21 protein-coding genes and 1 pseudogene are annotated in these 24,022 nt (G+C 63.2%); 13 read left to right on the top strand and 9 right to left on the bottom strand.

Translation table 11 applies throughout. The annotated features are described in order from the left end of the window. Nucleotides 1-25: 25 nt before the first annotated feature. Nucleotides 26-145 (top strand): annotated as a pseudogene (locus tag AC1D1B_RS01015) (NAD(P)/FAD-dependent oxidoreductase); the annotation flags it as partial. A gap of 21 nt (nt 146-166) precedes the next feature. On the opposite strand, the gene AC1D1B_RS01020 reads toward AC1D1B_RS01015, so the two are convergent. Beyond that, nucleotides 167-931 (bottom strand): DeoR/GlpR family DNA-binding transcription regulator, encoded by a 765-nt coding sequence (locus AC1D1B_RS01020; protein ID WP_477328868.1) that lies wholly within the window; start codon nt 929-931, stop codon nt 167-169. A 424-nt stretch (nt 932-1,355) separates the two neighbouring features. Between AC1D1B_RS01020 and AC1D1B_RS01025 the strand changes: the two genes are divergently transcribed. From AC1D1B_RS01025 to AC1D1B_RS01040, 4 genes are read left to right on the top strand one after another with little or no spacing between them, the layout of a single operon-like run. After that, nucleotides 1,356-2,240, top strand: coding sequence for a phosphotransferase (locus tag AC1D1B_RS01025; protein ID WP_477328869.1), 885 nt, complete (start codon nt 1,356-1,358; stop codon nt 2,238-2,240). Beyond that, nucleotides 2,237-4,690 carry a GcvT family protein gene (locus AC1D1B_RS01030; protein WP_477328870.1) on the top strand — a complete coding sequence of 818 codons (2,454 nt, stop codon included), beginning with the start codon at nt 2,237-2,239 and terminating at the stop codon, nt 4,688-4,690. Before AC1D1B_RS01025 ends, AC1D1B_RS01030 begins: the two co-directional genes overlap by 4 nt. A gap of 11 nt (nt 4,691-4,701) precedes the next feature. Beyond that, nucleotides 4,702-7,119 carry a GcvT family protein gene (locus AC1D1B_RS01035; protein WP_477328871.1) on the top strand — a complete coding sequence of 806 codons (2,418 nt, stop codon included), beginning with the start codon at nt 4,702-4,704 and terminating at the stop codon, nt 7,117-7,119. Beyond that, a complete protein-coding gene (locus AC1D1B_RS01040; RefSeq protein WP_477328872.1) occupies nt 7,116-8,024 on the top strand; it encodes a phosphotransferase in 909 nt (302 codons plus the stop codon). The genes AC1D1B_RS01035 and AC1D1B_RS01040 overlap by 4 nt, the downstream gene beginning before the upstream one ends. Before the next feature lie 10 nt (nt 8,025-8,034). On the opposite strand, the gene AC1D1B_RS01045 is transcribed toward AC1D1B_RS01040, so the two are convergent. The 3 genes from AC1D1B_RS01045 to AC1D1B_RS01055 all read right to left on the bottom strand — a co-directional run bounded on the left by AC1D1B_RS01045 (nt 8,035) and on the right by AC1D1B_RS01055 (nt 11,014). Further along, complete coding sequence (locus AC1D1B_RS01045) at nt 8,035-8,511, bottom strand: DUF805 domain-containing protein (RefSeq protein ID WP_477330491.1); 477 nt, start codon at nt 8,509-8,511, stop codon at nt 8,035-8,037. Between the two features lie 225 nt (nt 8,512-8,736). After that, nucleotides 8,737-9,660: a DMT family transporter gene (locus tag AC1D1B_RS01050; RefSeq protein ID WP_477328873.1), complete on the bottom strand. Its 924-nt coding sequence runs from the start codon at nt 9,658-9,660 to the stop codon at nt 8,737-8,739. A 73-nt stretch (nt 9,661-9,733) separates the two neighbouring features. Then, a complete protein-coding gene (locus tag AC1D1B_RS01055; protein ID WP_477328874.1) occupies nt 9,734-11,014 on the bottom strand; it encodes an amidohydrolase family protein in 1,281 nt (426 codons plus the stop codon). 177 nt (nt 11,015-11,191) lie between these two features. On the opposite strand from AC1D1B_RS01055, the gene AC1D1B_RS01060 reads away from it, so the two are divergent. Beyond that, nucleotides 11,192-12,946, top strand: coding sequence for an ABC transporter ATP-binding protein (locus AC1D1B_RS01060; protein WP_477328875.1), 1,755 nt, complete (start codon nt 11,192-11,194; stop codon nt 12,944-12,946). A 38-nt stretch (nt 12,947-12,984) separates the two neighbouring features. On the opposite strand, the gene ilvD is transcribed toward AC1D1B_RS01060, so the two are convergent. Then, nucleotides 12,985-14,829 carry a dihydroxy-acid dehydratase gene (ilvD, locus tag AC1D1B_RS01065; protein ID WP_477328876.1) on the bottom strand — a complete coding sequence of 615 codons (1,845 nt, stop codon included), beginning with the start codon at nt 14,827-14,829 and terminating at the stop codon, nt 12,985-12,987. 199 nt (nt 14,830-15,028) lie between these two features. Between ilvD and AC1D1B_RS01070 the strand changes: the two genes are divergently transcribed. From AC1D1B_RS01070 to AC1D1B_RS01080, 3 genes are all read left to right on the top strand, one after another. After that, nucleotides 15,029-15,373 (top strand): ArsR/SmtB family transcription factor, encoded by a 345-nt coding sequence (locus tag AC1D1B_RS01070; protein WP_477328877.1) that lies wholly within the window; start codon nt 15,029-15,031, stop codon nt 15,371-15,373. A gap of 81 nt (nt 15,374-15,454) precedes the next feature. After that, a complete protein-coding gene (locus tag AC1D1B_RS01075; RefSeq protein ID WP_477328878.1) occupies nt 15,455-15,982 on the top strand; it encodes an SRPBCC family protein in 528 nt (175 codons plus the stop codon). Between the two features lie 38 nt (nt 15,983-16,020). Next, nucleotides 16,021-16,491, top strand: a complete 471-nt coding sequence (locus AC1D1B_RS01080) for a VOC family protein (protein ID WP_477328879.1) — start codon at nt 16,021-16,023, stop codon at nt 16,489-16,491. 88 nt (nt 16,492-16,579) lie between these two features. Here AC1D1B_RS01080 and AC1D1B_RS01085 read toward each other — a convergent pair whose 3' ends face one another. Then, nucleotides 16,580-18,172 (bottom strand): peptide chain release factor 3, encoded by a 1,593-nt coding sequence (locus AC1D1B_RS01085; protein ID WP_477328880.1) that lies wholly within the window; start codon nt 18,170-18,172, stop codon nt 16,580-16,582. A 141-nt stretch (nt 18,173-18,313) separates the two neighbouring features. Between AC1D1B_RS01085 and AC1D1B_RS01090 the strand changes: the two genes are divergently transcribed. Then, nucleotides 18,314-19,387 carry an NAD(P)/FAD-dependent oxidoreductase gene (locus AC1D1B_RS01090; RefSeq protein ID WP_477328881.1) on the top strand — a complete coding sequence of 358 codons (1,074 nt, stop codon included), beginning with the start codon at nt 18,314-18,316 and terminating at the stop codon, nt 19,385-19,387. Here AC1D1B_RS01090 and AC1D1B_RS01095 read toward each other — a convergent pair. The 3 genes from AC1D1B_RS01095 to AC1D1B_RS01105 all read right to left on the bottom strand — a co-directional run bounded on the left by AC1D1B_RS01095 (nt 19,381) and on the right by AC1D1B_RS01105 (nt 22,137). Beyond that, complete coding sequence (locus tag AC1D1B_RS01095; protein WP_477328882.1) at nt 19,381-20,754, bottom strand: amidase; 1,374 nt, start codon at nt 20,752-20,754, stop codon at nt 19,381-19,383. The genes AC1D1B_RS01090 and AC1D1B_RS01095 overlap by 7 nt on opposite strands. A gap of 318 nt (nt 20,755-21,072) precedes the next feature. Continuing rightward, nucleotides 21,073-21,867, bottom strand: a complete 795-nt coding sequence (locus tag AC1D1B_RS01100) for a class II glutamine amidotransferase (RefSeq protein WP_477328883.1) — start codon at nt 21,865-21,867, stop codon at nt 21,073-21,075. Nucleotides 21,868-21,882: 15 nt separating this feature from the next. After that, nucleotides 21,883-22,137: a DUF6356 family protein gene (locus AC1D1B_RS01105; RefSeq protein WP_477328884.1), complete on the bottom strand. Its 255-nt coding sequence runs from the start codon at nt 22,135-22,137 to the stop codon at nt 21,883-21,885. Between the two features lie 115 nt (nt 22,138-22,252). On the opposite strand from AC1D1B_RS01105, the gene AC1D1B_RS01110 reads away from it, so the two are divergent. From AC1D1B_RS01110 to AC1D1B_RS01120, 3 genes are all read left to right on the top strand, one after another. Further along, the gene (locus AC1D1B_RS01110; RefSeq protein ID WP_181056435.1) at nt 22,253-22,723 is read left to right on the top strand and encodes an Lrp/AsnC family transcriptional regulator; all 471 of its coding nucleotides are present in this window, start codon (nt 22,253-22,255) and stop codon (nt 22,721-22,723) included. Between the two features lie 85 nt (nt 22,724-22,808). Beyond that, nucleotides 22,809-23,294 carry a dUTP diphosphatase gene (gene dut / locus AC1D1B_RS01115; RefSeq protein ID WP_477328885.1) on the top strand — a complete coding sequence of 162 codons (486 nt, stop codon included), beginning with the start codon at nt 22,809-22,811 and terminating at the stop codon, nt 23,292-23,294. Then, nucleotides 23,295-23,954: an HAD family hydrolase gene (locus tag AC1D1B_RS01120; protein ID WP_477328886.1), complete on the top strand. Its 660-nt coding sequence runs from the start codon at nt 23,295-23,297 to the stop codon at nt 23,952-23,954. The last annotated feature ends 68 nt before the right edge of the window (nt 23,955-24,022 follow it).

The raw sequence follows: 24,022 nt of genomic DNA on the forward strand, positions 1-24,022 counted from the left end.
CGAGCGAAAAAGAAACTCCTCACCATCAGTGCCTGGTGTTTATGCGGCGGGCGATGCGGCACGCATGATGCACAACATCGCCTTCGCGGTATCGGGCGGCGGCATGGCCGGGATCGCGGCGCACCAGTCGCTGGTGTTTGGCTAGAACTGGTCCATTGGAGTTGCGCTAGGCCGCCGCGATGCTGAGACGCGCTCCCCCCTCGACGAGTGCCGAGGCAATGTCGCGCGGCGGCGGCTGGTCGGTGGCGAGTTCGGAAAAACCGTCGAAGCCACAGACTTGGACCAGCCCCTGGCGGCCGAATTTTGTGTGGTCGGTGATGACCAGCGAGCGCTGGCCGCGCGACAGCACCATGCGGGCGAACTCCGCCTCTTCCAGATCATAGTCGGAAAGACCCGCGGCGGCATCGACGGCGCCGATGGAGATCACCGCGTGGCTGACCGAGAAGCGGCTGACGAAGTCGATCGCCGAGGCGCCGAAGGCCGCACCGGAATCGCTGCGCAGCTCGCCGCCCGCCATATAGACCTTGTTGCCGTTGACGGTGGCCAGCGTCCGGGCGATGTCGGACGAGTTGGTGACAACCGTCAGCCGCCGGTGGCCGAGCAATTCGCGGGCGAGGAAAGAGGTCGTGGTGCCGGTGTCCAGCATCACCGACTCGCCGTCACGGATGGTGGCGGCGACCATACGGGCAATCAGCCGCTTGGCCTCGGCGTTGTCGCGCATGCGCCGCTCGAACGGCGCCTCGCCGGTCATCGACGGCAGGCCGATGGCGCCATGCATCTTCAGCACCGAGCCGTTGCCGGTCAGCGGCTTGACATCACGGCGCACGGTTTCAAGCGAGACCCCCAACCGGTCCGCCAGGCTGGCGATGGTGACGGTGCCCTCTTCCTTTAGGAGGCGGAGGATTTCGCCGTGCCGTTTCGAATGGATCATGTGGCCTCCCGAATTCTGTGACCTGCCCGGTTTTAGGGCAATACAGACGTTTTTAAAGGAATTGCAGGCGGTTTCGGGCAAAACACCCAAAAAAAGTCACAACATTTGATTGACAGTCAGGCGGCACTGGCATGACATTGATCGCGTGACAGGCTTCGGAACTGCCACGGGAGGGTGATGGCAGAGCCGCAATTTCACGGACCGGACCGTCTGGCCAGACCGTCTGGGATTGATCTGGCGCAAGGACTTTTCAAATCCGCGGGGGCGGAGACCGGGTATCAAAACCTGGCCAAGGGGCTCGTCGGTGCGGCGCGGGACGGGAGAGTCCCGGCGTCCCGCACCGACGAGATTTTTTGCATTCCCCCAACCCTCTTTGCGCGGCGCATGGCGCCTTGTCGAAGCTTCGCCAAATCAGGGGTGGCCGGTGACTGCTGAAGATCGCATTCGGGCCCTGCCCTGCTGGAACGGCAGCGTCGACATTGCACCGCTGCCGGGCGGTCTCAGCAACGCCAACTATCTGGTCAAGGACGCGGCCGGGCGGCACGTCGTGCGCTTCGGCCAGGACTATCCGTTCCACCACGTCTTTCGCGATCGCGAGGTGATGACGTCACGGGCTGCGCATGAAGCGGGCTTCGCGCCGGCGGTCCGATATTCCGAGCCCGGCATCATGGTCACGGAATTCCTCGGCGCGAAAACCTATGTCGCCGAAGACGTGCGTGCCAACATTGGACGCGTCGCAGCACTTATGCGCGGGTTCCACCGCGAGATGCCCAATCACATCTCCGGCGCCGGCTTCATGTTCTGGGTCTTCCATGTCATTCGTGACTATGCGCGCACACTGAACGAAGGCGGCAGCCGCAAGCGCGATGAGCTGCCACGGCTGCTGGCGCTGGCCGACGAATTGGAGCGGGCGCAGAAGCTGCTGCCGATCGTCTTCGGCCACAATGATCTTTTGCCGGCAAATATTCTTGACGACGGCGACAGGCTATGGTTGATCGATTTCGAATATGCCGGCTTCAACACGGCGATGTTCGACCTTGCCGGCGTTGCCTCCAATGCCGAGATGAGCGACGCCGACTCCTTCGCCTTCCTCACCGCCTATTTCATGCGCGAGCCCGATGAGGCGATCCGCCGTTCGCACGCCGCCATGCAATGCGCGTCGCTGCTGCGCGAGGCGATGTGGAGCATGGTTTCCGAACTTTACCTCGACGCACCCGGCATCGACTACATCGCCTACACCGCGGAGAACCTGACGCGGCTCGACGCGGCGCTGGACAATTACCGCACGAAATACGGAACACAGCCATGACCTTGCCCACCCACGCAGGCATCGTCGTCATCGGCGGTGGCATTATCGGCTGTTCGACGGCCTACCATCTGGCGCGCGACCACAAGGCCGATGTCGTGCTGCTGGAGCAGGGCAAGCTGACCTCTGGCTCGACCTGGCATGCAGCCGGGCTGGTCGGCCAGCTGCGCTCATCGGCCTCGATCACCCGCGTACTCAAATATTCGGTCGAGCTCTACAAGGGGTTGGAGGCCGAGACCGGGCTCGCCACCGGGTGGAAGATGACCGGGTGCCTGCGGCTTGCCACCAACGCCGACCGCTGGACTGAATACAAAAGATTGGCGACGACGGCCAGAAGCTTCGGCATGGACATGCAGTTGCTGTCGCCGGCTGAGGTGAAAAAGATGTGGCCGCTGCTGGAAACCAGCGATCTCGTCGGCGCGAGTTGGCTGCCGACTGATGGCCAGGCCAGCCCCTCCGACATCACGCAGTCGCTTGCGAAAGGCGCGCGCATGCATGGCGCCAAGCTGTTCGAGGATGTCCGCGTTACCGGCTTCGAGATGAAGGACGGGCGCATCACGGCGGTGAAGACCAACAAGGGCGACATCGCCTGCGACAAGGTGGTGAACTGCGCCGGGCAGTGGGCACGCCAGGTCGGCGCCATGGCCGGCATTTCCGTGCCGCTGCAGCCGGTCAAGCACCAGTACATCATCACCGAGAAGATCGACGGCCTGGCGACCGACGCGCCGACCATCCGCGACCCCGACCGCCGCACCTATTTCAAGGAAGAGGTCGGCGGGCTGGTGATGGGCGGCTATGAGCCGAACCCGCAGGCCTGGGCGACCGGCCTGCCCGGCGGCGATGTGCCGGACGAGTGGGAGTTCCGGCTGTTCGACGACGACTACGATCATTTCGAACAGCATATGAGCCAGGCGATCGCGCGCGTGCCTGCGCTGGAGACAGCCGGCGTCAAGCAGATGATCAACGGGCCGGAGAGTTTCACGCCGGACGGCAATTTCATCCTCGGTGTCGCACCGGAATGCGCTAACATGTTCGTCGGCGCCGGCTTCAACGCCTTCGGCATTGCCTCGGGCGGTGGCGCAGGCTGGGTGCTGGCGCAATGGGTGGTCGACGGCGAGGCGCCGCTTGACCTCTGGGTGGTCGACATCAGGCGCTTTTCCGGCCTGCACCGCGACCGGCAATGGGTCAGTGACCGCACGCTGGAAGCCTATGGCAAGCACTACACGATCGGCTTCCCGCATGAGGAGTACCTCTCGGGCCGGCCGCGCATCGTCTCGCCGCTCTATGACCGGCTGAAAGAGCATCGCGCCGTGTTCGGCTCCAAGCTTGGCTGGGAGCGGCCGAACTGGTTTGCGCCCGAGGGCACCAAGCCCGAAGATATCTATTCGATGGGTCGGCAGAACTGGTTCGCGTCGGTCGGCGACGAGCACCGGCATGTGCGCGAAAAGGTCGGCATCTTCGACCAGTCGTCCTTTGCCAAATACGAGATGACGGGCGCTGACGCGGCGAAGGCGTTGGACTGGATCTGCGCCAACGATGTCGCCAAGCCAGTGGGCCGGCTGACCTATACACAGCTTCTCAACACGCGCGGCGGCATCGAGGCCGACCTGACGGTGGCAAGGCTCGCCGAGGACAAATTCTACATCGTCACCGGCACCGGCTTCCGCACGCATGATCTCTCCTGGATTGGCGACCATGTCGGCAAGGGCCTCGACGTGACGCTGAGCGATGTTACCGAGGATTTTGGCACGCTGTCGCTGATGGGACCGCGCGCCCGCGACGTTCTAGCGGCGGTGACCGAGGCGGATGTCTCGAATGCCGGCTTCCCGTTCGGCCATATTAGCGAGATCGCGATTGCCGGTCACACGGTTCGGGCGCTGCGCGTCACCTATGTCGGCGAGCTCGGTTGGGAGCTGCATGTGCCGATCGCCGCCACTGGAGAAATCTTCGACGCGCTGATGACGGCGGGCAAGCCGCATGGCATTCGCCCGATCGGCTACCGGGTGCTGGAATCGCTTCGGCTGGAGAAGGGCTACCGCGCCTGGGGTTCCGACATCACGCCCAACGACACGCCGCAGGAGGCCGGGCTTGGCTGGGCGGTAAAGCTGAGGAAAAACACGGATTTCGTCGGCCGCCGGGCACTCGAAAAGATCAGCGGCGCCGAACTGAAGAAACGCTTTGCCGGCTTCACGGTCGACGATCCCGATATCGTGCTTGTCGGACGCGAGACGATTTTGCGCAATGGCGAGCCGGTCGGCTACCTCACCAGCGGCGGCTATGGCTACACGCTGGGCAAGAACATCGGCTATGGCTATGTGCGCAATGCCGATGGCGTCAGCGACGACTTTCTCAGCTCCGGCGATTATGAGCTGGTGGTGGCGATGGAGCGGACGCGGGCCAAAATCCATCTCGAGCCGATGTACGATCCGGCGATGAGCAAGATCAAGGCGTAGCGGGTGCAGCGATGAGTTTCCGTGCGGATCGCCACGTCCACATCCTGATCATCGGCGGCGGCGCCGTCGGGACTTCGGTTGCCTATCACCTCGCCCGCGATGGCGCCAAGGATGTGCTGCTGGTCGAGAAATCGCTGCTCACCCATGGCTGCACATGGCACGCGGCCGGGCTGGTCGGACAGCTCAGGGGCAAACGCAACCTGACGCGGCTGATGCAGAATTCGGTCGCGGTCTTCGACCGGCTGGAGGCCGAGACTGGACAAGCGATCTCCTGGAAGAAGGTCGGCTCGCTGCGGCTTGCCAGCAGCGCTGCGCGTTGGAGTGAAATCCGCCGGTCGATGACCCAGGCCAAGAGTTTCGGTGTCGAATGCCATTCGCTGTCGGCCGATGAAGCCGCCAGGCATTTTCCCTACATCCTCAAGGACGGCATCGAGGGCGCCGCCTACATTCCAGGCGACGGCTATATCGATCCCTATTCGCTGACCATGGCCTATGCCAAGGGTGCACGGCAAAACGGCGCCCGCATCGAAGAGGGCGTCACCGTCGAAGAGATCGTCATCGAAGGGCGGCGCGCCGTTGGCGTCGTCACCAATGGCGGCTCGATTTCGTGTGACATCCTCGTCAACTGCGCCGGCCTGTGGGCCAGGCGCGTCGGCAAGATGGCCGGCGTGCCGCTGGCGGCGGGCGTCGTCGAGCACCAGTATTTTCTCACCGAAAAGACGCTCAAGCTCGATCCGAACCTGACCACGCTGCGCGACCCCGACCATAATTTCTATCTCAAGCCGGATACCGGCAGCTTTGCCATTGGCGGCTGGGAAGACGGCACCAAGGGCTGCTGGCGCGGCATGCCGCCGCTCGATTTCGGCCGCGAGCTGTTTGCGCCCAACATGGAGCGGCTGGAGCTGTTCGCGCTGCCAGCCGCCGAGCGACTGCCGGTGCTTAACGAGATCGGTATCCAGACCGTCATCAACGGGCCGATCCCGGTTTCCTTCGACGGCGAGCCAATCATGGGGCTGGCGCCGGAACTCGACAATTTCTTCGTCGCATGCGGCTTCACCGCCGGCATTGCGGCGTCCGGCGGCGCCGGCCTGGCTTTGTCCAACATGATCCTGCATGGCGATGCCGGCATGGATCTGTGGCCCTTCGACGTGCGCCGTTTCGGCGCGGTGCAGGCGCAAGGCCGCTACCTGGAAGCGCGCGCCATCGAGGCCTATGGCGCCTATTACAAGATCCATTGGCCGGCCGAGGAATCGCATGCCGGGCGCGGCCTGCGGCTTTCGCCGCTGCATGACATACTGCGCGACAATGGCGCTGTTTTCGGCTCCAAATTCGGCTGGGAGCGGCCGAACTGGTTCTCGGTCGACGACGGCAAATCGGTCGAGCTGGGGAGCTTCGAGGACAAGCCCGGCTGGTTCGAGGCCGTCGGCCATGAGGTGCGCGCCATCCGCGAACGCGCCGCCCTCATCGACCAGACCTCGTTCTCGAAATTCGAGATTGCCGGCAAGGGCGCTCAGGCGGCCTTGCAGCGCATCGCCGCCAATGACCTGTCCGGAGCACCCGGCCGCGCCGTCTACACCCAGCTTTGCAACGAAAAGGGCGGCATCGAAGCCGATGTCACCATCGTTCACGTCGGCGACGACCGCTTCCTGCTGGTTACCGGCTCCAGCTTCGGCGTGCATGACCGGCACTGGCTGTCGCGGCATCTGCCGTCCGATGTCTCACTGCGCGATGTCACCAACCAGTACGCTGTGATCAATCTGTGCGGGCCGCGTGCCCGCTCCATCCTGCAATTGGTCAGCGATGACGACATTTCCAACACCGCCCTGCCTTTCCTTGCGGCGCGTAGCATCGAGGTCGGCAACGGCACCGCGCTCGCCGTGCGCGTCGGCTATGTCGGCGAGCTCGGCTACGAACTCTATGTGCCGCAGGAGTACGGCGTGCACGTCTACGAGACGTTGCGCGAGGCGGGCGAGCCACATGGCATCGCCGATGCCGGCTACCGCGCCATCGACGCCTGCCGCATGGAGAAGGGCTACCTCTACTGGTCCGGCGATATCACACCCGACTACAATCCTTACGAAGCCGGGCTCGGCTTTGCGGTGGCGCTCGACAAGGGCGATTTCATCGGCCGCGAAGCGCTGGCGCGGATCAAGGCAGAGGGCGTGACGCGTAAGCTGTGCTCCTTCACCGTCGACGGCTTCGCACCGTTCCACGGCGGCGAGGCGGTACTGTTCGGCGGCAAGGTCGTCGGTTCGACCTCATCGACCGGCTATGGCTATACGCTCGGCAAGACCATTGCCTTCGGCCATCTCCCCGTGGAATTGGCCATTGAGACGACATTCGAGATCGAGGCCTTCGGCAAGAGCTACAAGGCGACGCGCGGGCCACGCACACTCTATGATCCGAAAATGGAAAGGTTGCGCGCATGAGTGACGACCTCGCGCTTGCCCGCAAGGCCATGGCCGATATCCCTCCGCTGAAGGATTTCGACGGCAAGATCGAGCGGCTGGGCGGCATGACCAATCTCGTCTTCCGAGCCGGAGACATCTGCCTGCGCATCCCCGGAAAAGGCACCGAGGAATATATCAACCGCGCCAATGAAGCGGTGGCGGCAAGTGAGGCGGCCAAAGCCGGCGTCAGTCCTGAGGTGTTGCATGTCGACGCCGCGACCGGCGTGCTGGCAAGCCGCTTCATTGCCGGCGCCGAGACGATGTCGCCGGAAAAATTCAAGCTGCGCGCCGGCAGTCCGGCCCGCGCTGGCGAGGCCTTCCGCAAGCTGCATATGTCAGGCGCGGTGTTTCCGTTCCGCTTCGAACTCTTTGCGATGATTGACGACTATCTCAAGGTTTTGTCGACCAAGGACGTCGCCTTGCCGCCTGGCTACCACGATGTCGTGCGCGAATCCGAAGCCGTGCGGGCTGCCCTTGCTGCCCATAAGCTGCCGCTTGCCGCCTGCCATTGCGACCCGCTGTGCGAGAATTTTCTCGATACGGGCGAGCGGATGTGGATCGTCGACTGGGAATATTCGGGCATGAACGACCCGCTTTGGGATCTCGGCGATCTCAGCGTTGAAGGCGGGTTCGATGCAGCGCAAGAGGAAGAGATGATGCGCGCCTATTTCGGCGGCGAGGCGAAGCCGGCCGAGCGCGGCCGCATCGTCATCTACAAGGCGATGTGCGACCTGTTGTGGACGCTGTGGGGGCTGATCCAGCTTGCCAACAACAATCCGGTCGAGGATTTCCGCGCCTATGCCGACGGCCGTTTCGCCCGCTGCAAGGCACTGATGGAGACGCCTGAGTTTTCACGCCATCTGGCGGCAGTGCGGCAGGGCTAGGCGGCGGCCTCTATTTGAAAACCCGCTCTATTTCACCCATCGTCACCGTATCGTCGGACTTTTTGCAGTACCAGACGATCAGCGCGATGGTGCCGATGGGGAACAAGCCCGCAAGGAGCTGATGCCAACCGCTTCTGTTGATGTCGTGCAGCCGGCGTGTGGTCATGGCGAGTGTCGGCAGAAGGATGGCAAGATTCCAAATCGATGAAACAATCTCATTGTTCAACAAGGCATCGACTACGACCACGACGATGCCGACTATGAAAATGAAGAGGTAGGAATACCAGAACTCCGAGCGGCTGGCTCTGCCCGAAAAAGTCACATATTTTCCGAAAAAGCTGGAAATAGCTTCTGTAAAACTCATCGGAGGCGGTATATCTCCGAAACGATTGCTGCCAGCAGGCGGTGCCCTCAATATGAATACCAATGGCAGGCCGAAAAGGACCAAAACGATCAGCCAATGCCATATGGAAAAACTACCCATCATGCCCCCCAATCACAAGTTTCCTGGAGATATTGGTCTTGGCCTGTCTCGGCCAAGAATCAATCCAGAATTGCGCCCGGCCCGAAATTTACACCGCGAAATATCGATGTAAATACCGAATTTTTTGACCGAACACTTCAGTAACTCTGGGCGACAATCGTATAATTGTCAGATGCTAGCGTCTCGCTTCAAACCGGTACTGTGCGACACGCTTTACGCTTTGCCGTGTCAATTCACGCCCTTCGGTACGTTCTCAGGCGGCACCACGGTCTCAACCACCTTCTGGCGGTGGAAGATGAACAGCCCGGCGAGGACGACGATGGCCGAGCCGATCAGGATGCGCGGTCCCGGCACGTCACCGAAGAAGGCCAGGCCGAAGATCACGGCCCACAGAAGCAGGCTATAATGCAGCGGCGCCAGCGTCGAGGCAGGCGCCAGCTTCAGCGCCCGGGTGATCATCAGATGGGCGCTGCAGGAGACAATGCCGAGCAAAAGCATCGCGCCGAAATCGAGTGCCGAGGGCGTGCGCCAGGCGCCGATGGTCATCACGGCGCCGACCAGCAGCGTGCCGATGGTCTGCCACGTGACCAGCGTGGTATCGCTGGTGCCGCGCAGGCGGCGGCTGAGGATGATGGCAAAGGCAAACGCGATGCTGCCGACCAGCGCAAACAGCGAGGACTGCGAGAAGGCCGCCGAGGACGGCTTCAGTATGATCAGCACGCCGCAGAAGCCGACCAGGATGGCTGCCCAGCGGCGCCAGCCGACCTTTTCGCCGAGCAGGAAATGCGACAGCGCCGCCACATAGATCGGCCCGGCCATGTAGAAGCTCATCACGTCGGCAAGCGGCAGATAGACGACGGCGGCATAGAACAGCGCCGTGTCCACCGTTGTCGCCAGCACGCGCAGAGACTGGAGGACTGGCCGTTCCATCTGAAACAGTCTGCCAGCGCCCTGGTTGGCGATCATCGGGCCAAGCACGATGAAGGCGCCGATCGAGCGGATAAACACCACCTGGCCGACTGAGAAACTGGCGACCAGCCATTTGCCCATCGCGTCGTTCAGCGCGAACATGAAGTCGCCGGCCAGCATCAAAAGAATGCCGGCCAGAAGCACGTTTCTGATCGTGAAGTTGCGACCAAGCGACTGGACCATGCCGGCTCCCTAGCTACAAGCGGTCGCTTTGACGAGGCAAATCGGTAAGACCAGCGGCGGAAATCGGCTGTCTCTACGCAGTTTTGTGCCGCCGGTTGACCTCGCGCGGTCGGCCGGCAATCCACAGCCGCGTCTCCTGTTTCGTACGCTCGGCCACCACCTTGCCCCTGGCGACGACGCAGAGCCGTTCGGCGCGCAGGCGCAAGGCTTCGATCGGATTGCCGGCGTCGAGGATGACGAAGCTGGCGCGCTTGCCCACGGCGAGGCCGAGATGGTCGAGGCCCATGATGGCGGCGTTGACATTGGTGACCATGTCGAAGCAGCGCGCCATATCGGCCGGGCTCGACATTTGCGCGACGTGAAGCCCCGTGAAGGCGACGTCGAGCATGTCGGCGGTGCCCAGAGAATACCAGGGATCGAGCACGCAATCCTGGCCCCAGCCGACGCGGATGCCGTGCGCCTGCATCTCCTTCACCCGGGTCATGCCGCGGCGCTTCGGGAACGTATCGTGGCGGCCCTGCAGCATGATATTGATCAGCGGATTGGGGATCGCCGAAACGCCAGCCTCGGCGATCAGCGGCAGGAGCTTGGAGACGTAATAATTGTCCATCGAATGCATGGAAGTAAGGTGCGAGCCGGCCACCTTGCCGTGCAATCCGAGACGCTGCGTCTCATAGGCGAGTTGCTCGATATGGCGCGACAACGGATCGTCGGTCTCGTCGCAATGCAAGTCGACCATCAGCCCGCGCTTTGCCGCGATTTCGCAAAGTTCGGTCACCGAGCGCGTGCCGTCGGCCATCGTGCGTTCGAAATGCGGGATGCCGCCGACGATGTCGACGCCCATGTCGAGCGCGCGCAGCGTGTTCTGCCGCGCCGTCGGCGAGCGATAGAAGCCGTCTTGCGGGAAGGCGACCAGTTGCAGGTCGATATAGGGCGCGACCGTCTTCTTGACGTCGAGCAGCGCCTCGACCGCGAGCAGCCGGTCGTCGCAGACGTCGACATGGGTGCGGATGGCGAGCAGGCCCATCGAGACCGCCCAGTCGCAATAGGCGAGCGCCCGCTCGCGCACCGCCTCATGCGTCAGCAGCGGCTTCAGTTCACCCCACAGCGAAATGCCTTCGAGCAGCGTGCCCGAGGCGTTGATGCGCGGAATGCCGTAGGACAGCGTGGCGTCCATATGGAAATGCGGATCGACGAAGGGCGGCGAGATCAGATTGCCATAGGCGTCGATTGCGGTGCCGGCGGTGACATGCAGTTCGGGCTCGATGGCGACGATCGTCTCGCCGACAATGCCGAGGTCGGCGACAGTGCCGTCGGGCAGCGTTCCGCCGCGCACAACAAGGTCGAAATCCATCTTTCGTCATCTCCCTGCAGATCAATCGTCACAATCGTGGCGCAAAAGACACCGTGCGCCAGCCGTTTGTCTCCGCGACAGCGAAAGGTTCCATCCGGCCGCAACTCGCTCTATAAGCCGCCTTTCGCCCCCGTGGCGAATCCGAAATTCGTCTCAGTCAGGCATGGGATCGGCCATTTGTTTCGCTTCTTCCGTTCGACGGAAAACCAGCGCCTCATCGCGAGGCTGGTCAGGGAATCCTTTCACGAGCACAAATTCGGCTATGGCGCCGCCATAGCGTCGATGCTGGTGGTGGCCGCCATGACCGGAGCCAGTGCCTGGATTCTGCGCGAGATCACCAATGAGTTCGTGATCTACAAGAGGCTCGACCGCGTCAACCTGATTGCCGGAGGGGTCGCGGCGATCTTCGTCCTTAAAGGCATCGCCAACTTCGTGCAGGCCTACTTCATGAGCCGCGTCGGCAACAGCATCATCGCCGACCGGCAGCGCAAGATCTACGATCGCATCCTGGCGCAAGGCATCGAGTTCTACCATTCGACCTCGTCGTCGGAACTGATCACCCGCATGACCAACAACGCGCAGGCGGCGCGTAGTGTGCTCGACCTCGTTGTCACATCCTATGTGCGGGATCTGGTGACGATGATTGTCCTGCTCGGGGTTATGATCTGGCAGCAGCCGGCGCTGTCGCTGATCTGCTTCGTCATCGGTCCCATCGCCATTTACGGCGTCAATCACATCCTGAAGCGCGTGCGCAAGATCGCCGCGCAGGAATTCCGCTCGCTGGGCCAGATCGTGCAGGTGATGCAGGAAACGGCGGTGGGCGTGCGCGTTGTGAAGTCCTTCGGCCTCGAAGGCGCGATGCGCAAGCGCATGTACAAGGCCGTGTCGGACGTGGAGAACCGCGCCAACAACATTGCGACGCTGGAAGCCGCCACCAGCCCGGTGATGGAGACGCTCGCCGGGCTGGCAATTTCCGGCTCCGTACTGGTCAGCGGGTTTCTGGTTCTTGGTGGAGGCCAGATGCCGGGCAACATCATGGCCTTCATCGCGGCGCTGCTTTTGGCCTACGAACCGGCCAAGCGCCTGGCGCGCGTGCGCATCTCGCTGGAAACCGGCATTGTCGGCGTGCGCATGATGTTCCAGCTTGCCGACAGGCCGCTGACATTGGCCGAGAAGCCCGATGCAAAGCCGCTGCAGACGGGGCCGGGCGAAATCCGTTTCGACAATGTGAGCTTCGCCTATCCCGAAAGCTCGCCGGTGTTCGAAGGGCTGGACCTGACGCTTGCCGCCGGCCAGATGACGGCGCTGGTCGGACCCTCGGGCAGCGGCAAATCGACCATCCTCAATTTGATCATGCGGATGTACGACCCGCAGGGCGGCAGGGTGCTGTTCGATGGCCAGGACATCTCCGACGCCACGCTCGCCTCGGTCCGGGAAAAGATCGCCTATGTCAGCCAGGACACATTCCTGTTTGCCGGCACGGTGATGCACAACATACGCCTCGGCCGCCAGAACGCGACCGACGAGGATGTGATCGCCGCCGCCAAGGCCGCCAATGCGCATGAGTTCATCAGCGCCATGGCCAAGGGCTATGAGACGGAGGTCGGCGAGAACGGCGCGCTGCTGTCAGGTGGCCAGCGCCAGCGCATCTCGATCGCGCGCGCCATGCTGCGCAATGCGGAGATTCTGCTGCTCGACGAAGCGACCAGCGCGCTCGACGCCGAATCCGAGGCGCTGTTCCGCGATGCGCTGCAGCAGCTGACGGTCGGGCGCACCACCATCGTCATCGCCCACCGCCTGTCGACCGTGCACCAGGCCGACACGATCGTGGTTCTGGAGGCCGGCAAGGTGGTGGAAAGCGGCGCGCATCGCACGCTGCTCAACCAGGGCGGGCTGTATCAGAAGCTTTACGAGTATCAGCTGATGCCGTGAGGCGCTCTTCCTTCCCCCTGCGGGAGAAGGAAGAAACCTCACTCCGGAACGTGCCTCACCGCACCCTTGTCGGCGCTGGTGGCGAAGGCGGCGTAGGCGCGCAGCGCGGTCGTCACCTTGCGCTTGCGCTTTTCCTCGGGCTTCCAGGCCAAGGCGCCTTTTGCCTCCATCGCCGCACGTCGAGCATCGAGTTCAGCGTCGCTGACCGCCAGGCGGATGGTGCGGTTGGGGATGTCGATCTCGATCGTGTCGCCTTCCTGAACCAGTCCAATCGTGCCGCCTTCCGCGGCTTCCGGCGAGGCGTGGCCGATCGACAGGCCTGATGTGCCGCCGGAGAAGCGGCCGTCGGTGACCAGCGCGCAGGCTTTGCCGAGGCCTTTCGACTTCAAATAGCTGGTCGGGTAGAGCATCTCCTGCATGCCGGGGCCGCCGCGCGGTCCTTCATAGCGGATGACGACGACATCGCCGGCCTTGATCTCGTTGGACAGGATCGCCTTGACCGAAGCGTCCTGGCTTTCGAACACCCGCGCCGGGCCGGTGAACTTCAGGATCGACTCGTCAACGCCGGCGGTCTTCACGATGCAACCATCGAGCGCCAGATTGCCCTTCAGCACGGCGAGTCCACCGTCCTTCGAGAACGGCGTTTCGGCCGAGCGGATAACGCCCTTCTCACGGTCGAGATCGAGCTCGTCCCAGCGGCGGTCCTGGCTGAAAGCGACCTGCGTCGGCACGCCGCCCGGGGCGGCGAGGAAGAAGTCGCGGACGTTCTGGCTGGTGGTGCGGGAAATATCCCAATGGTCGAGCGCTTCGCCAAGGCTCGCCGTATGCACGGTCGGCAGGTCGCGATTGAGCAGCCCGGCATTGTCGAGCTGGCCAAGGATGGCCATGATGCCGCCGGCGCGATGGACGTCTTCCATATGCACGTCGGACTTTGCCGGCGCGACCTTGCAGAGCACGGGCACCCGCCGCGACAGCCGGTCGATGTCTTCCATGGTGAAGTCGACCTCGCCTTCATGGGCGGCAGCCAGGATGTGCAGCACGGTGTTGGTCGAGCCGCCCATGGCGATGTCGAGCGTCATGGCATTCTCGAAAGCGCCCTTGGAAGCGATGCTGCGCGGCAGTGCCGTCTCGTCATCCTGCTCATAATAGCGCTGGGCGAGATCGACGATGAGGTGACCCGCCTCGACGAACAGCCGCTTGCGGTCGGCGTGCGTGGCCAGCGTCGAGCCATTGCCGGGCAGCGACAGGCCGAGCGCCTCGGTCAGGCAGTTCATGGAATTGGCGGTGAACATGCCTGAGCAGGAGCCACAGGTCGGGCAGGCCGAGCGTTCGATGACCTTGACGTCCTCGTCGGAGATCTTGTCGTCGGCGGCGGCAACCATGGCGTCAACCAGGTCGAGCGCCTGTGTCTTGCCGGCGAGCACCACCTTGCCGGCTTCCATCGGACCGCCTGACACAAAGACGCTCGGGATGTTGAGGCGCAGCGAAGCCATCAGCATGCCAGGGGTGATCTTGTCGCAATTGGAGATGCAGACCATGGCGTCGGCGCAGTGCGCATTGACCATGTATTCGACGGAATCGGCGATCAGTTCGCGCGACGGCAGCGAATAGAGCATGCCGTCATGGCCCATGGCGATGCCGTCATCGACGGCGATGGTGTTGAATTCCTTGGCGACACCGCCGGCCTTCTCGATCTCGCGCGCGACCAGCTGGCCGAGATCCTTCAGATGCACATGGCCCGGCACGAACTGGGTGAAGGAGTTGACCACCGCGATGATCGGCTTGCCGAAATCCGAATCCTTCATGCCGGTGGCGCGCCAGAGGCCGCGAGCGCCGGCCATGTTGCGGCCATGGGTGGTGGTGCGGGAACGATAGGCAGGCATGGATATTCCTTAGCTGGCCGGCTGCGCCCAGTGCGGAGCGTGGCGGCGCTGAATTTGGATCGCAGGGTTTATAGACCGGCAAGTATGGTCTGGCCAGATTTTTGCAATGCGCCAGAACGCGGGGCGCAAGCCAGTTGACGAGGTTCATTCATCTGTATATAGCCAAATGGGTATATACCTTATTGGCTATGGATATGAAATGAACCAGCTGGACGCCACTTTTGCCGCGCTTGCCGATCCGACCCGGCGCGCCATCCTTGCCCGGCTCATCCAGGGGGAAGCCTCAGTGATGGAACTGGCCGAACCGTTCGCGATGAGCCAGCCGTCGATCTCCAAGCATCTGAAAGTGCTGGAAGCCGCGGGGCTGATTTCGCGCGGCCGCGACGCGCAGCGCCGGCCCTGCCGGCTGGAGGCGAGGCCGCTGGCCGAAGCCAATGACTGGCTGGAGCGCTACCGCAAGATCTGGGAAGGCAACTTCCAGCGCCTCGATGCGTTGCTGGGCGCGCTGATGGCCGAAAAGGCTCCCGGCGAGGCAGACCAATAGCCGAAGAAAATCAGAAGCCCGTGTCGGATCGCCAGTTGGCCGGACGTCCTTGGGCAAACAGACAAGCGCAGGAGGACCATCGTGAGCACCACCACCTTGCCCGGCTCGACCGTTGCGACATTGACCGTAACCACGCCGAGCGACCGTGAAGTCCAGATCACCCGCATCTTCGACGCGTCGCGGCCGATGGTGTTCGACTGCTGGACCGTGCCGGAGCTTTTGAAAGGCTGGCTGCACGGCCCCGACGGCTGGCGGCTGGCGGTCTGCGAAACCGACCTCAGAGTGGGCGGTGCCACCCGCTATGTCTGGCAGCACCGCGACGGTCGCAGCATGGGCATGAGCGGCGCCTATCGCGAGATCGTGCGGCCAAGCCGGATCGTCGCCACCGAACTGTTCGATGAGGACTGGACCGGTGGCGAGACCGTCGGAACGGTGACCTTTGCCGAGCAGACCGGAAAGACCCTGCTGACGCAAACGGTGCTTTACGCCTCGCAGGCGGCGCGTGACGGCGCGCTCGGCACCGGCATGACCAGCGGCATGGCTGAGAGCTACGCCCAGCTCGATTCCTATCTCGCTTCCCTTCAGGACGCCGCAAAGGGCGCCGCCTGACCCTTCCATCATCCCCAAGAGAAAACGAGGACAGACCTATGCAAAAGATCACCACCTGCCTGTGGTTCGACGACCAGGCCGAAGAGGCGATGAATTTCTACGTCTCCATCTTCAAGAATTCGAAGGTGCTGAGCGTGCTGCGCTGGCCTGAGGGTCACGCAGATGCGGGCAAAGCGCTGGTCACCACGTTCGAACTCGACGGTGTGCAGTTTCAAGCGCTCAACGGCGGACCGCAATTCAAGTTCAACGAGGCGATGTCACAGTCGATCGACTGCAAGACGCAGGAAGAGGTCGACTATTTCTGGGACAAGCTCATCGAAGGTGGCGGCGAACCGTCGCAATGCAGCTGGCTGAAGGACAAATTCGGTGTGTCGTGGCAGGTGGTGCCGGAGCAGCTGCCGCGCCTGCTTATGGATCCGGACCGGGCCAAGGCCGGCCGGGCGATGGCGGCGATGATGCAGATGAGCAAGATCGATATTGCGAAGATCGAAGCGGCGGCCAAAGGCTGAGTTGAAGCCTTCAGCGTCGGCGCCGCCCCTCATCCGCCCTTCGGGCACCTTCTCCCCGTGAACGGGGAGAAGGAAAAAAAGCGGCGCCTTACGCTGCTTTGTCGCGGACCTGGTAGTCCTTGATGGTTGCGAAGCGGATGGCTTTCCAGCGTTCGGCTTCGTAGTTCAGCGAGAAGGCGTGCTGGGCAAGGAACACCGGATCATTGTCGAGGTCGCGCGCAATGTCGCCGCGATGCGCCTCGATGAAGCGCAGCGTCTCGGCCTTGTCGTCGGCCGAGATCCAGCGGCAGACCGAAAAGCGCGACATTTCGAATTCGACAGGCAGCGTGTATTCGAAATTCAGCCGCTCCTTCAAAACGTCGAGCTGCAGGGCGCCGACGACGCCGACGATTGCCGGTGAGCCATCTTCCGGCGAAAACAGCTGCACCACGCCTTCCTCGGCCATCTGGTGCAGCGCTTCCTTGAGCTTCTTGGCCTTCATCGCGTCGCCCAGGCGAACGCGCCGCAGGATTTCCGGGGCGAAGTTCGGCACGCCCCTGAAGAGAATTTCCTCACCCTCGGTCAGTGTATCGCCGATGCGCAGCGTGCCGTGGTTGGGGATGCCGACGACATCGCCGGCAAAGGCCTCGTCGGCGGTGACGCGGGTGCGGGCGAAGAAGAATTGCGGCGCAGACAGGGACATCGGCTTGCCGGTGCGCACCAGCTTGGCCTTCATGCCACGCTCGAGCTTGCCCGAACAGACGCGCACGAAAGCGATGCGGTCGCGGTGGTTGGGATCCATGTTGGCCTGGATCTTGAACACGAAGGAGGTCATCTTCTCCTCAGTCGCCTCGACCTTGCGGGTGTCGGCCTCTTGCGCTCGCGGCGGCGGCCCGAAGGCGCCGAGCGCCTCGATCAGGTCGCGCACACCGAAATTGCGCAGAGCCGAGCCGAAATAGACCGGCGTCAGATGGCCCTCGCGAAAGGCGTCAATGTCGAGCGGGCGGCAGGCTTCACGTGCCAGTTCCAGCTCCTCGATAAAGGCTTCGCGCTCGTTTTCCGGCAAAAGGCCGGCGACACGGTTGGAATCGGGACCGTTGACCGGCGTGCGGTCTTTCTCCGCATCGCCCCTGCGCACAGCGTTCAGGGCAAGGTGATAGGTGCCGGAAAACGTTTTACCGCGGCCGATCGGCCAGGTGATGGGCGCGGTGTCCAGCGCCAGCTTCTGCTCGATCTCGTCGAGGATTTCGAAGGGATCGCGGCTTTCACGGTCCATCTTGTTGATGAAGGTGATGATCGGGATGTCGCGCAGCCGGCAGACTTCGAACAGTTTCAGCGTGCGCGGCTCGATGCCCTTGGCGGCGTCGATGACCATGACGGCCGAGTCCACCGCCGACAGCGTGCGGTAGGTGTCGTCGGCGAAATCCTCGTGGCCGGGGGTGTCGAGCAGGTTGAAGACATTGTCTTCATATTCGAAAGTCATCACCGAGGTGACGACCGAAATGCCGCGCTCACGCTCGATCTTCATCCAGTCGGACCGGGTCTGGATGCGGTCCTTCTTGGCCTTGACCTCGCCGGCAAGCTGGATGGCGCCGCCGAACAGCAGCAGCTTTTCGGTGAGCGTGGTTTTGCCGGCGTCGGGGTGCGCGATGATCGCGAAAGTGCGGCGGCGCGATACCGCCTGTTCGATGTCTTCAGCCAATTTGTGGAATCCTGTCTGTGGCGCGGGCTTCTAGCAGCGCTTTCCCGGCCTGTCGACCGTTTCGGGCCGGCGGGCCTCGACCGCACTTGAGCTTGACCCGCTGCAATGGCATCACGGATGCCAGTTTGAAGAGGGATCGGCATGAGCAATCCGAAACAAGTCATCGTCATTGGCGCCGGGATCATCGGCGCGTCGATCGCCTGGCATCTGACTAAGGCCGGCGCGCAGGTGACGGTGATTTCCGAGAGCGGCGCAGGCGGTGTCGCCACGCCCAATTCCTTTGCCTGGATCAACGCCAGCTGGGGTAACCCCGAAATCTATTTCCGGCTGCGCACCCGCGCCATGGCCGAGTGGGCACGGCTGGCAAACGAACTGCCCGGCCTGCCGCTCGCCTGGTGCGGCGGGTTGTGCTGGGATCTGCCGGCCGACAGGCTCGAGGCCTACGCGGCCGAACATTTGTCATGGGGCTACGGCATCGAGCGCGTCGACGCCAAGCGAGCGGCGCAGATCGAGCCCAATCTGGTCGAGCCGCCTGAATTCGCGGTTTATGTCGCGGAAGAAGGCGTGGCCGAACCGGTTGCGGCGGCCAAGGCGCTGCTGGCCGATGCCGAACGGCACGGCGCGCGCATTCTCTCCAGTTCCGTAACCGCACTTGTCCAGACCGATGGCAGGATTACCGGGGTCGATACATCGCATGGGCTGATGGCAACCGACGAAGTGGTGATCGCAGCCGGTGTCGGGGCGCCCGATATTGCCGCCACCGCCGGCATAAAACTGCCGATCGAGACACCGCCCGGCCTGATCGTTCACTCGCGGCCATATGAGAAGCTGCTCAACGGGCTGGTGCATGCCGAAAAGCTGCATATGCGCCAGACCGCCGGGGGCCGCATCATCGCCGGCTCCGATTTCGCCGGCGGCGATCCCGGCGACAACCCTGACGCCACGGCGCGCGACCTGTTTGCGGCCGCGAAGGCAGCCTTGCGCGGTGGTGACGGGCTGGAGCTCGATTTCCACACCGTCGGCTACCGGCCGACGCCGACCGACGGCTTTCCGATCATCAGCCGCGCGGACGGTGTTGACGGGCTCTATTTCGCGGTCATGCATTCCGGCATCACACTGGCGCCGGCCGTTGGGCTGTTCGCCACGCGCGAAATCCTCGACGGCGAGCGCGATCCGCTGCTGGCGCCCTATGGGCTGGAGCGGTTTGCTCAGTAGCCCGGCGGCCGCTTGAAGCCATCATTGAGTGGCTCCATCGCCTTGGCGATACCGAGCAGCCGTGCCTCCGACCAGCGCGCGCCGACCAGTTGCAGGCCGATGGGTAGACCATCGTGGTCCTGTCCGAAGGGTATGGTCAGCGCGGGGTGGCCGGAATAGTTGAAGACCGCGCCATAGGCCGGCAGCATCCAGTAGCTTCGCTCATGGCCATCGACCTCGATCGGCGTGCCGGGTTCACAATGCGGGAAGGCCGTGGTCATCGCGACCGGGCACAGCAAGGCATCGCAGGTTTCGAAGAACCTGTCCCAGGCAAGGATGGAGCGCTCGCGGCGGGCGAGCGCCTCGAACCAACTGGAAATCGGCGTCGGTTGTTCAGGCGGTTGCGGCTGCGCCGCCTCCAGCATCATGCCGATCAACACGCCGCCTTGCTCCAGATCGTCATGAAGATCGAGCTTCGGCAATTTTGCCGGTTCGACGGTCGCACCTGCCGCCTGAAGCTGCTTCGCCAGAGTGTCGACGGCGGCAGCGATCTCGCTGGCCACCGGAAAGCCGAGAAAGGACGGCGCCACAGTGATGCACAGTGTCTTGAGGTCGAGTTTCGGCACGGCCTCGACCGGCACCGGCGCAAGGTCGGTGTCGGCTCCATCCGGGCCGGCAATGATTTGGTAGATCAATGCCAGATCGTCGACGCTGCGCGCCAGCGGGCCGAGGCAGGACATCAGCCGCACGCTGCGCGCCGCGCCGCCCGGATCGGGAAAGGCGCCGGCCAGGGAGACGCGGTGTTCGGTGGGCTTCAGCCCGTAGACGCCGCAGAAGGCGGCAGGCAAGCGGATCGAAGCCTGCATGTCGGTGCCGATATCGAACGGCGTCATGCCGGTCGCCACCGCTGCCACGGCGCCACCGCTGGAGCCGCCGGCTGTGCGCGTAAGATTCCACGGATTGTTGGTGCGGCCGAACAGCGGATTGTCCGATTGCCAGTCGCCCAGCATGGTCGCTACATTGGTCTTGGCCGTGAGAATGCCGCCGGCAGCCTTCAGCCGGGCGACGACCGGGCTGTCCGCTTTTGCCACATAGTCGGCGAATGGCGGAAACCCGACTGTGGTCTTCATGCCTGCCGTTTCGTGCATGTCCTTCAGCGTGAAAGGCACGCCATGCAGTGGGCCGAGCGCATCGCCGCGCGCCTGCGCCGCGTCGGCCTTCTTTGCGCGCTCAAGGGCGCCTTCGCGGTCGAGACTGACGACCGCGTTGACCGCCTCGTTGTGCCGGTCGATCTGGGCCAGATGGGCGTCAAGCGCTTCGACGGCGGAGAGCTTGCGCGCGGCGATTGCAGCGGCGAGGTCGGTGGTCGAGGAGAAGACGAGGTCCATGGCGAATGCTCCGGCTGTTGCCACGTGTATCGTGGATTGAAGCCAAGTTCAGCATTTGGGGATAGTTAGTGCTTGATCGGAATTGCGCTCGGGATGGGAACTCCGAAGTCGATGTCAGAGTTCTACGGCGCCCCCCTCTGTCCTGCCGGACATCTCCCCCACATGGGGGGAGATTGGCAGCTTCGGCGCCTCGTTCATTTCTGCACGTTGGGGATTGGCGAAAGCCGGCGTGACATCCAATCTCCCCACCTGTGGGGGAGATGTCCGGCAGGACAGAGGGGGGCGCGAAGGAATGCGGCCTAAGCCGTTTTCCTTAGCTCAGACGACCAGCGCCAGCTTCGCCGTAACCGGCGCAAACGGCCGAATCGTCATCCCATCACCAGTAATGGTAACAAAACTCGCCGGCGGGATGGCCTGCCAGTCGCCGCCCTCGCGGTCGAAGGGCTCCGAGACGATGCAACGGCCGTCATTGCGAACCGAGGTGTAGAGCGTCGGCGCGTGGGTGTCGCTCGCGTAGCGTACGGCGTACAGCGCCTGCCCATCCGAAAAGGCGGCGGTGAGTTTCAAGGCCGGTTCCAAACCGGCGCGGCGCGATGCCTCGATGACGCGGGCCGTCGCGCGCGAGACGGCACCCTGCGGGTCGCCAGCAAGACCCTCGTCGATCATAAGCAGGAAAAACAGCTCGGAATCGGTGGTGCCCTCGCGCTGGTCGAAGACGGCGTCGGAGAGCGAATTCTCCAGCGCACGACGGATTTTTTCGAAGCCGCCGATCTGGCCGTTGTGCATGAACGACCAGTTGCCGGCGATGAACGGATGGCAGTTCATGCGGCTGGTGGCGCCGCCAGTCGATGCCCTGACATGGGCGAGAAACAGGCCGGATTTGATCTGCCGGCACAGGCTTTTCAGATTGGGGTCCGACCAGGCCGGAAGAATGTCGCGGTAGAGGCCGGGCTCGGGCCGCTCGCCATACCAGGCGAGACCGAAGCCGTCGCCATTGGTCGGCGACTTGGCCTCCTGGGCGCAATGGCTCTGGGCGATCAGCGAGTGACAGGGCGCGGTGACGATGTCTTCGAGGAAGACCGCTTCACCAAGATAGGCCGCCCATCGGCACATCGCTTTTGACCGTTCCTAGGCGCGATCCAAGAGAGCCTGAGGCTCCTTGACCGCGTGTGAGCCTCTGTTGTGCGTCCGCTCATAGAGTTCGCGAACGATTCGGCTTGCCGTAGTCTCGAAGAGAAATGGCAAGAAAGCGTGAACAAGTGCTGCACCCGCAGCCATCGACAGGCGCGAGCAGAACCAGGCGGCAAAAGCCATATGGCTGAAATAGGTCTCGCCCACCTTGGCCGGGTGAGAGGTGAAAAGCCCTGCAAGCCGTGTCGTCATGGTGATCCCTCCTGCCGGGATAAGCCCCGATGCTGGGTATCCTGCCACAGGGGAAAGGTTCATCGGTCTCAAATTGTCCTTGTCTAACGCAGTGGTTCGGGACATTCATCCCAACATGGCTCTTGAATTCGATGAAATCGACCGACGACTGCTTGCCGAGCTGCAACGCGACGGAACGCTGTCGGTCGACCAGCTCTCCGAAAAAGTGTCGCTGTCGCGCAATGCCTGCTGGCGGCGGGTCAAGCGGCTGGAGGAGGACGGCGTCATCACCGGCCGGGTGGCGCTGGTCGATGCCGACAAGCTTGGGCTCGGGCTTTCGGTGTTCATCCTGATCCGCACCTCCAACCACGATCCGGATTGGCTGCAAAAGTTTCGGGCGGCGGTGACCGGTTTTCCCGAGATCACCGGGGTCTACCGCATGTCCGGCGACCTCGACTATGTGCTGCGCGCCCGCGTCGCCGATGTGAAGGCCTATGACCGGCTCTACCAGCGGCTGATCGCCAAGGTGGCGCTGTCGGATGTTTCGGCCTCCTTCGTCATGGAGGAGATTAAGGAGACCACGGTCGTTCCGGTCGAGTTGCGTTAGGTCATCGTGACGCCGCAAAGAAAGCCGTTGATAGCGTGGCGGGCGAGTTGACCGAATCGCGGTTCGCGCCGATAGGATCGATTTTATGCGCGCAGCCCTCCACACCTCCTCCGTCATTGGTCCCACTGTCGGCTTCGTCAGGTTGCCGCATGGTGAAGGACTTCCCCTCCCCGCCTATGAAAGCACCGGCGCCGCCGGCATGGATCTGCGCGCCGCGGTGCCGGATGACCGGCCGCTGCTAATCCTGCCGGGCAAACGCGCCTTGGTGCCGACCGGGCTGATTCTGGAAATACCCGAGGGGATGGAAGGCCAGGTGCGGCCGCGCTCCGGTCTTGCCTTCAAACACGGGCTTACCGTCCTCAATTCACCGGGTACCGTCGACAGCGATTATCGCGGCGAGGTCAAGGTGCTGCTGGTCAACCTGGGTGACGAGGATTTCGCGGTGACGCGCGGCATGCGCATTGCCCAGATCGTGTTTGCCACGGTGACGCAGGCGACGGTCGAGGAGCGCAGCCTGGCTGGCGCCACGACGCGCGGTGCGGGTGGTTTCGGATCGACCGGCACCGCCTGAATGAGAATACCCAAACTGGTCATCTTCGACTGCGACGGTATCCTGGTCGACACCGAGAACCTTGCCAACCGGCGGCTTGCCGAATGGCTGAGCGCTGCCGGTTATCCCACAAGCTTCGAATATTGCCGCAAGCATTTCTCCGGCCGCAGCATGGTTTCGGTGCAGAAGGAGATCGAAGCGGCAACCGACGTCCGGCTCGGCGCCGATTTCGTCGATCGCTGGAACGCCGGTCTGCCGGATTTGTTCTCACACGGGGTCGAGGCGATCCCTTACGTCCGCGACTTCATTGAAGCCGTGCGCGCGGCCGGCATCGCCTACTGCGTCGCCACGTCGGCACGCATTTCGAAGATGCACATCACGCTCGGTCAGACCGGGCTGCTGCCGTTGTTCGAGCATGCGATGTTTTCCGCAACCATGGTCAGCCGCGGCAAGCCTTTTCCTGATCTCTTCCTGCATGCGGCAAAGACCATGGGTTTTGCGCCCGCTGACTGCATCGTCATCGAAGACAGCGTTGCCGGAACACAGGCAGGCATAGCTGCCGGCATGCGCGTCTACTCCTATCATGGCGATCCCTATTCCGACCGCGATGGGCTGACCGACGCCGGCGGCATATTGTTCGACGACATGCGCGAACTGGCAGGGCTGGTGCCGATCCACTGATCTGATTTCATACGGGCTGCACAGACCAATCGTCCGTGCTAGCTTTCGCGTGCTCTACAGCCAGAGGC

The organism is Mesorhizobium sp. P2_C5_2 (assembly GCF_056404535.1).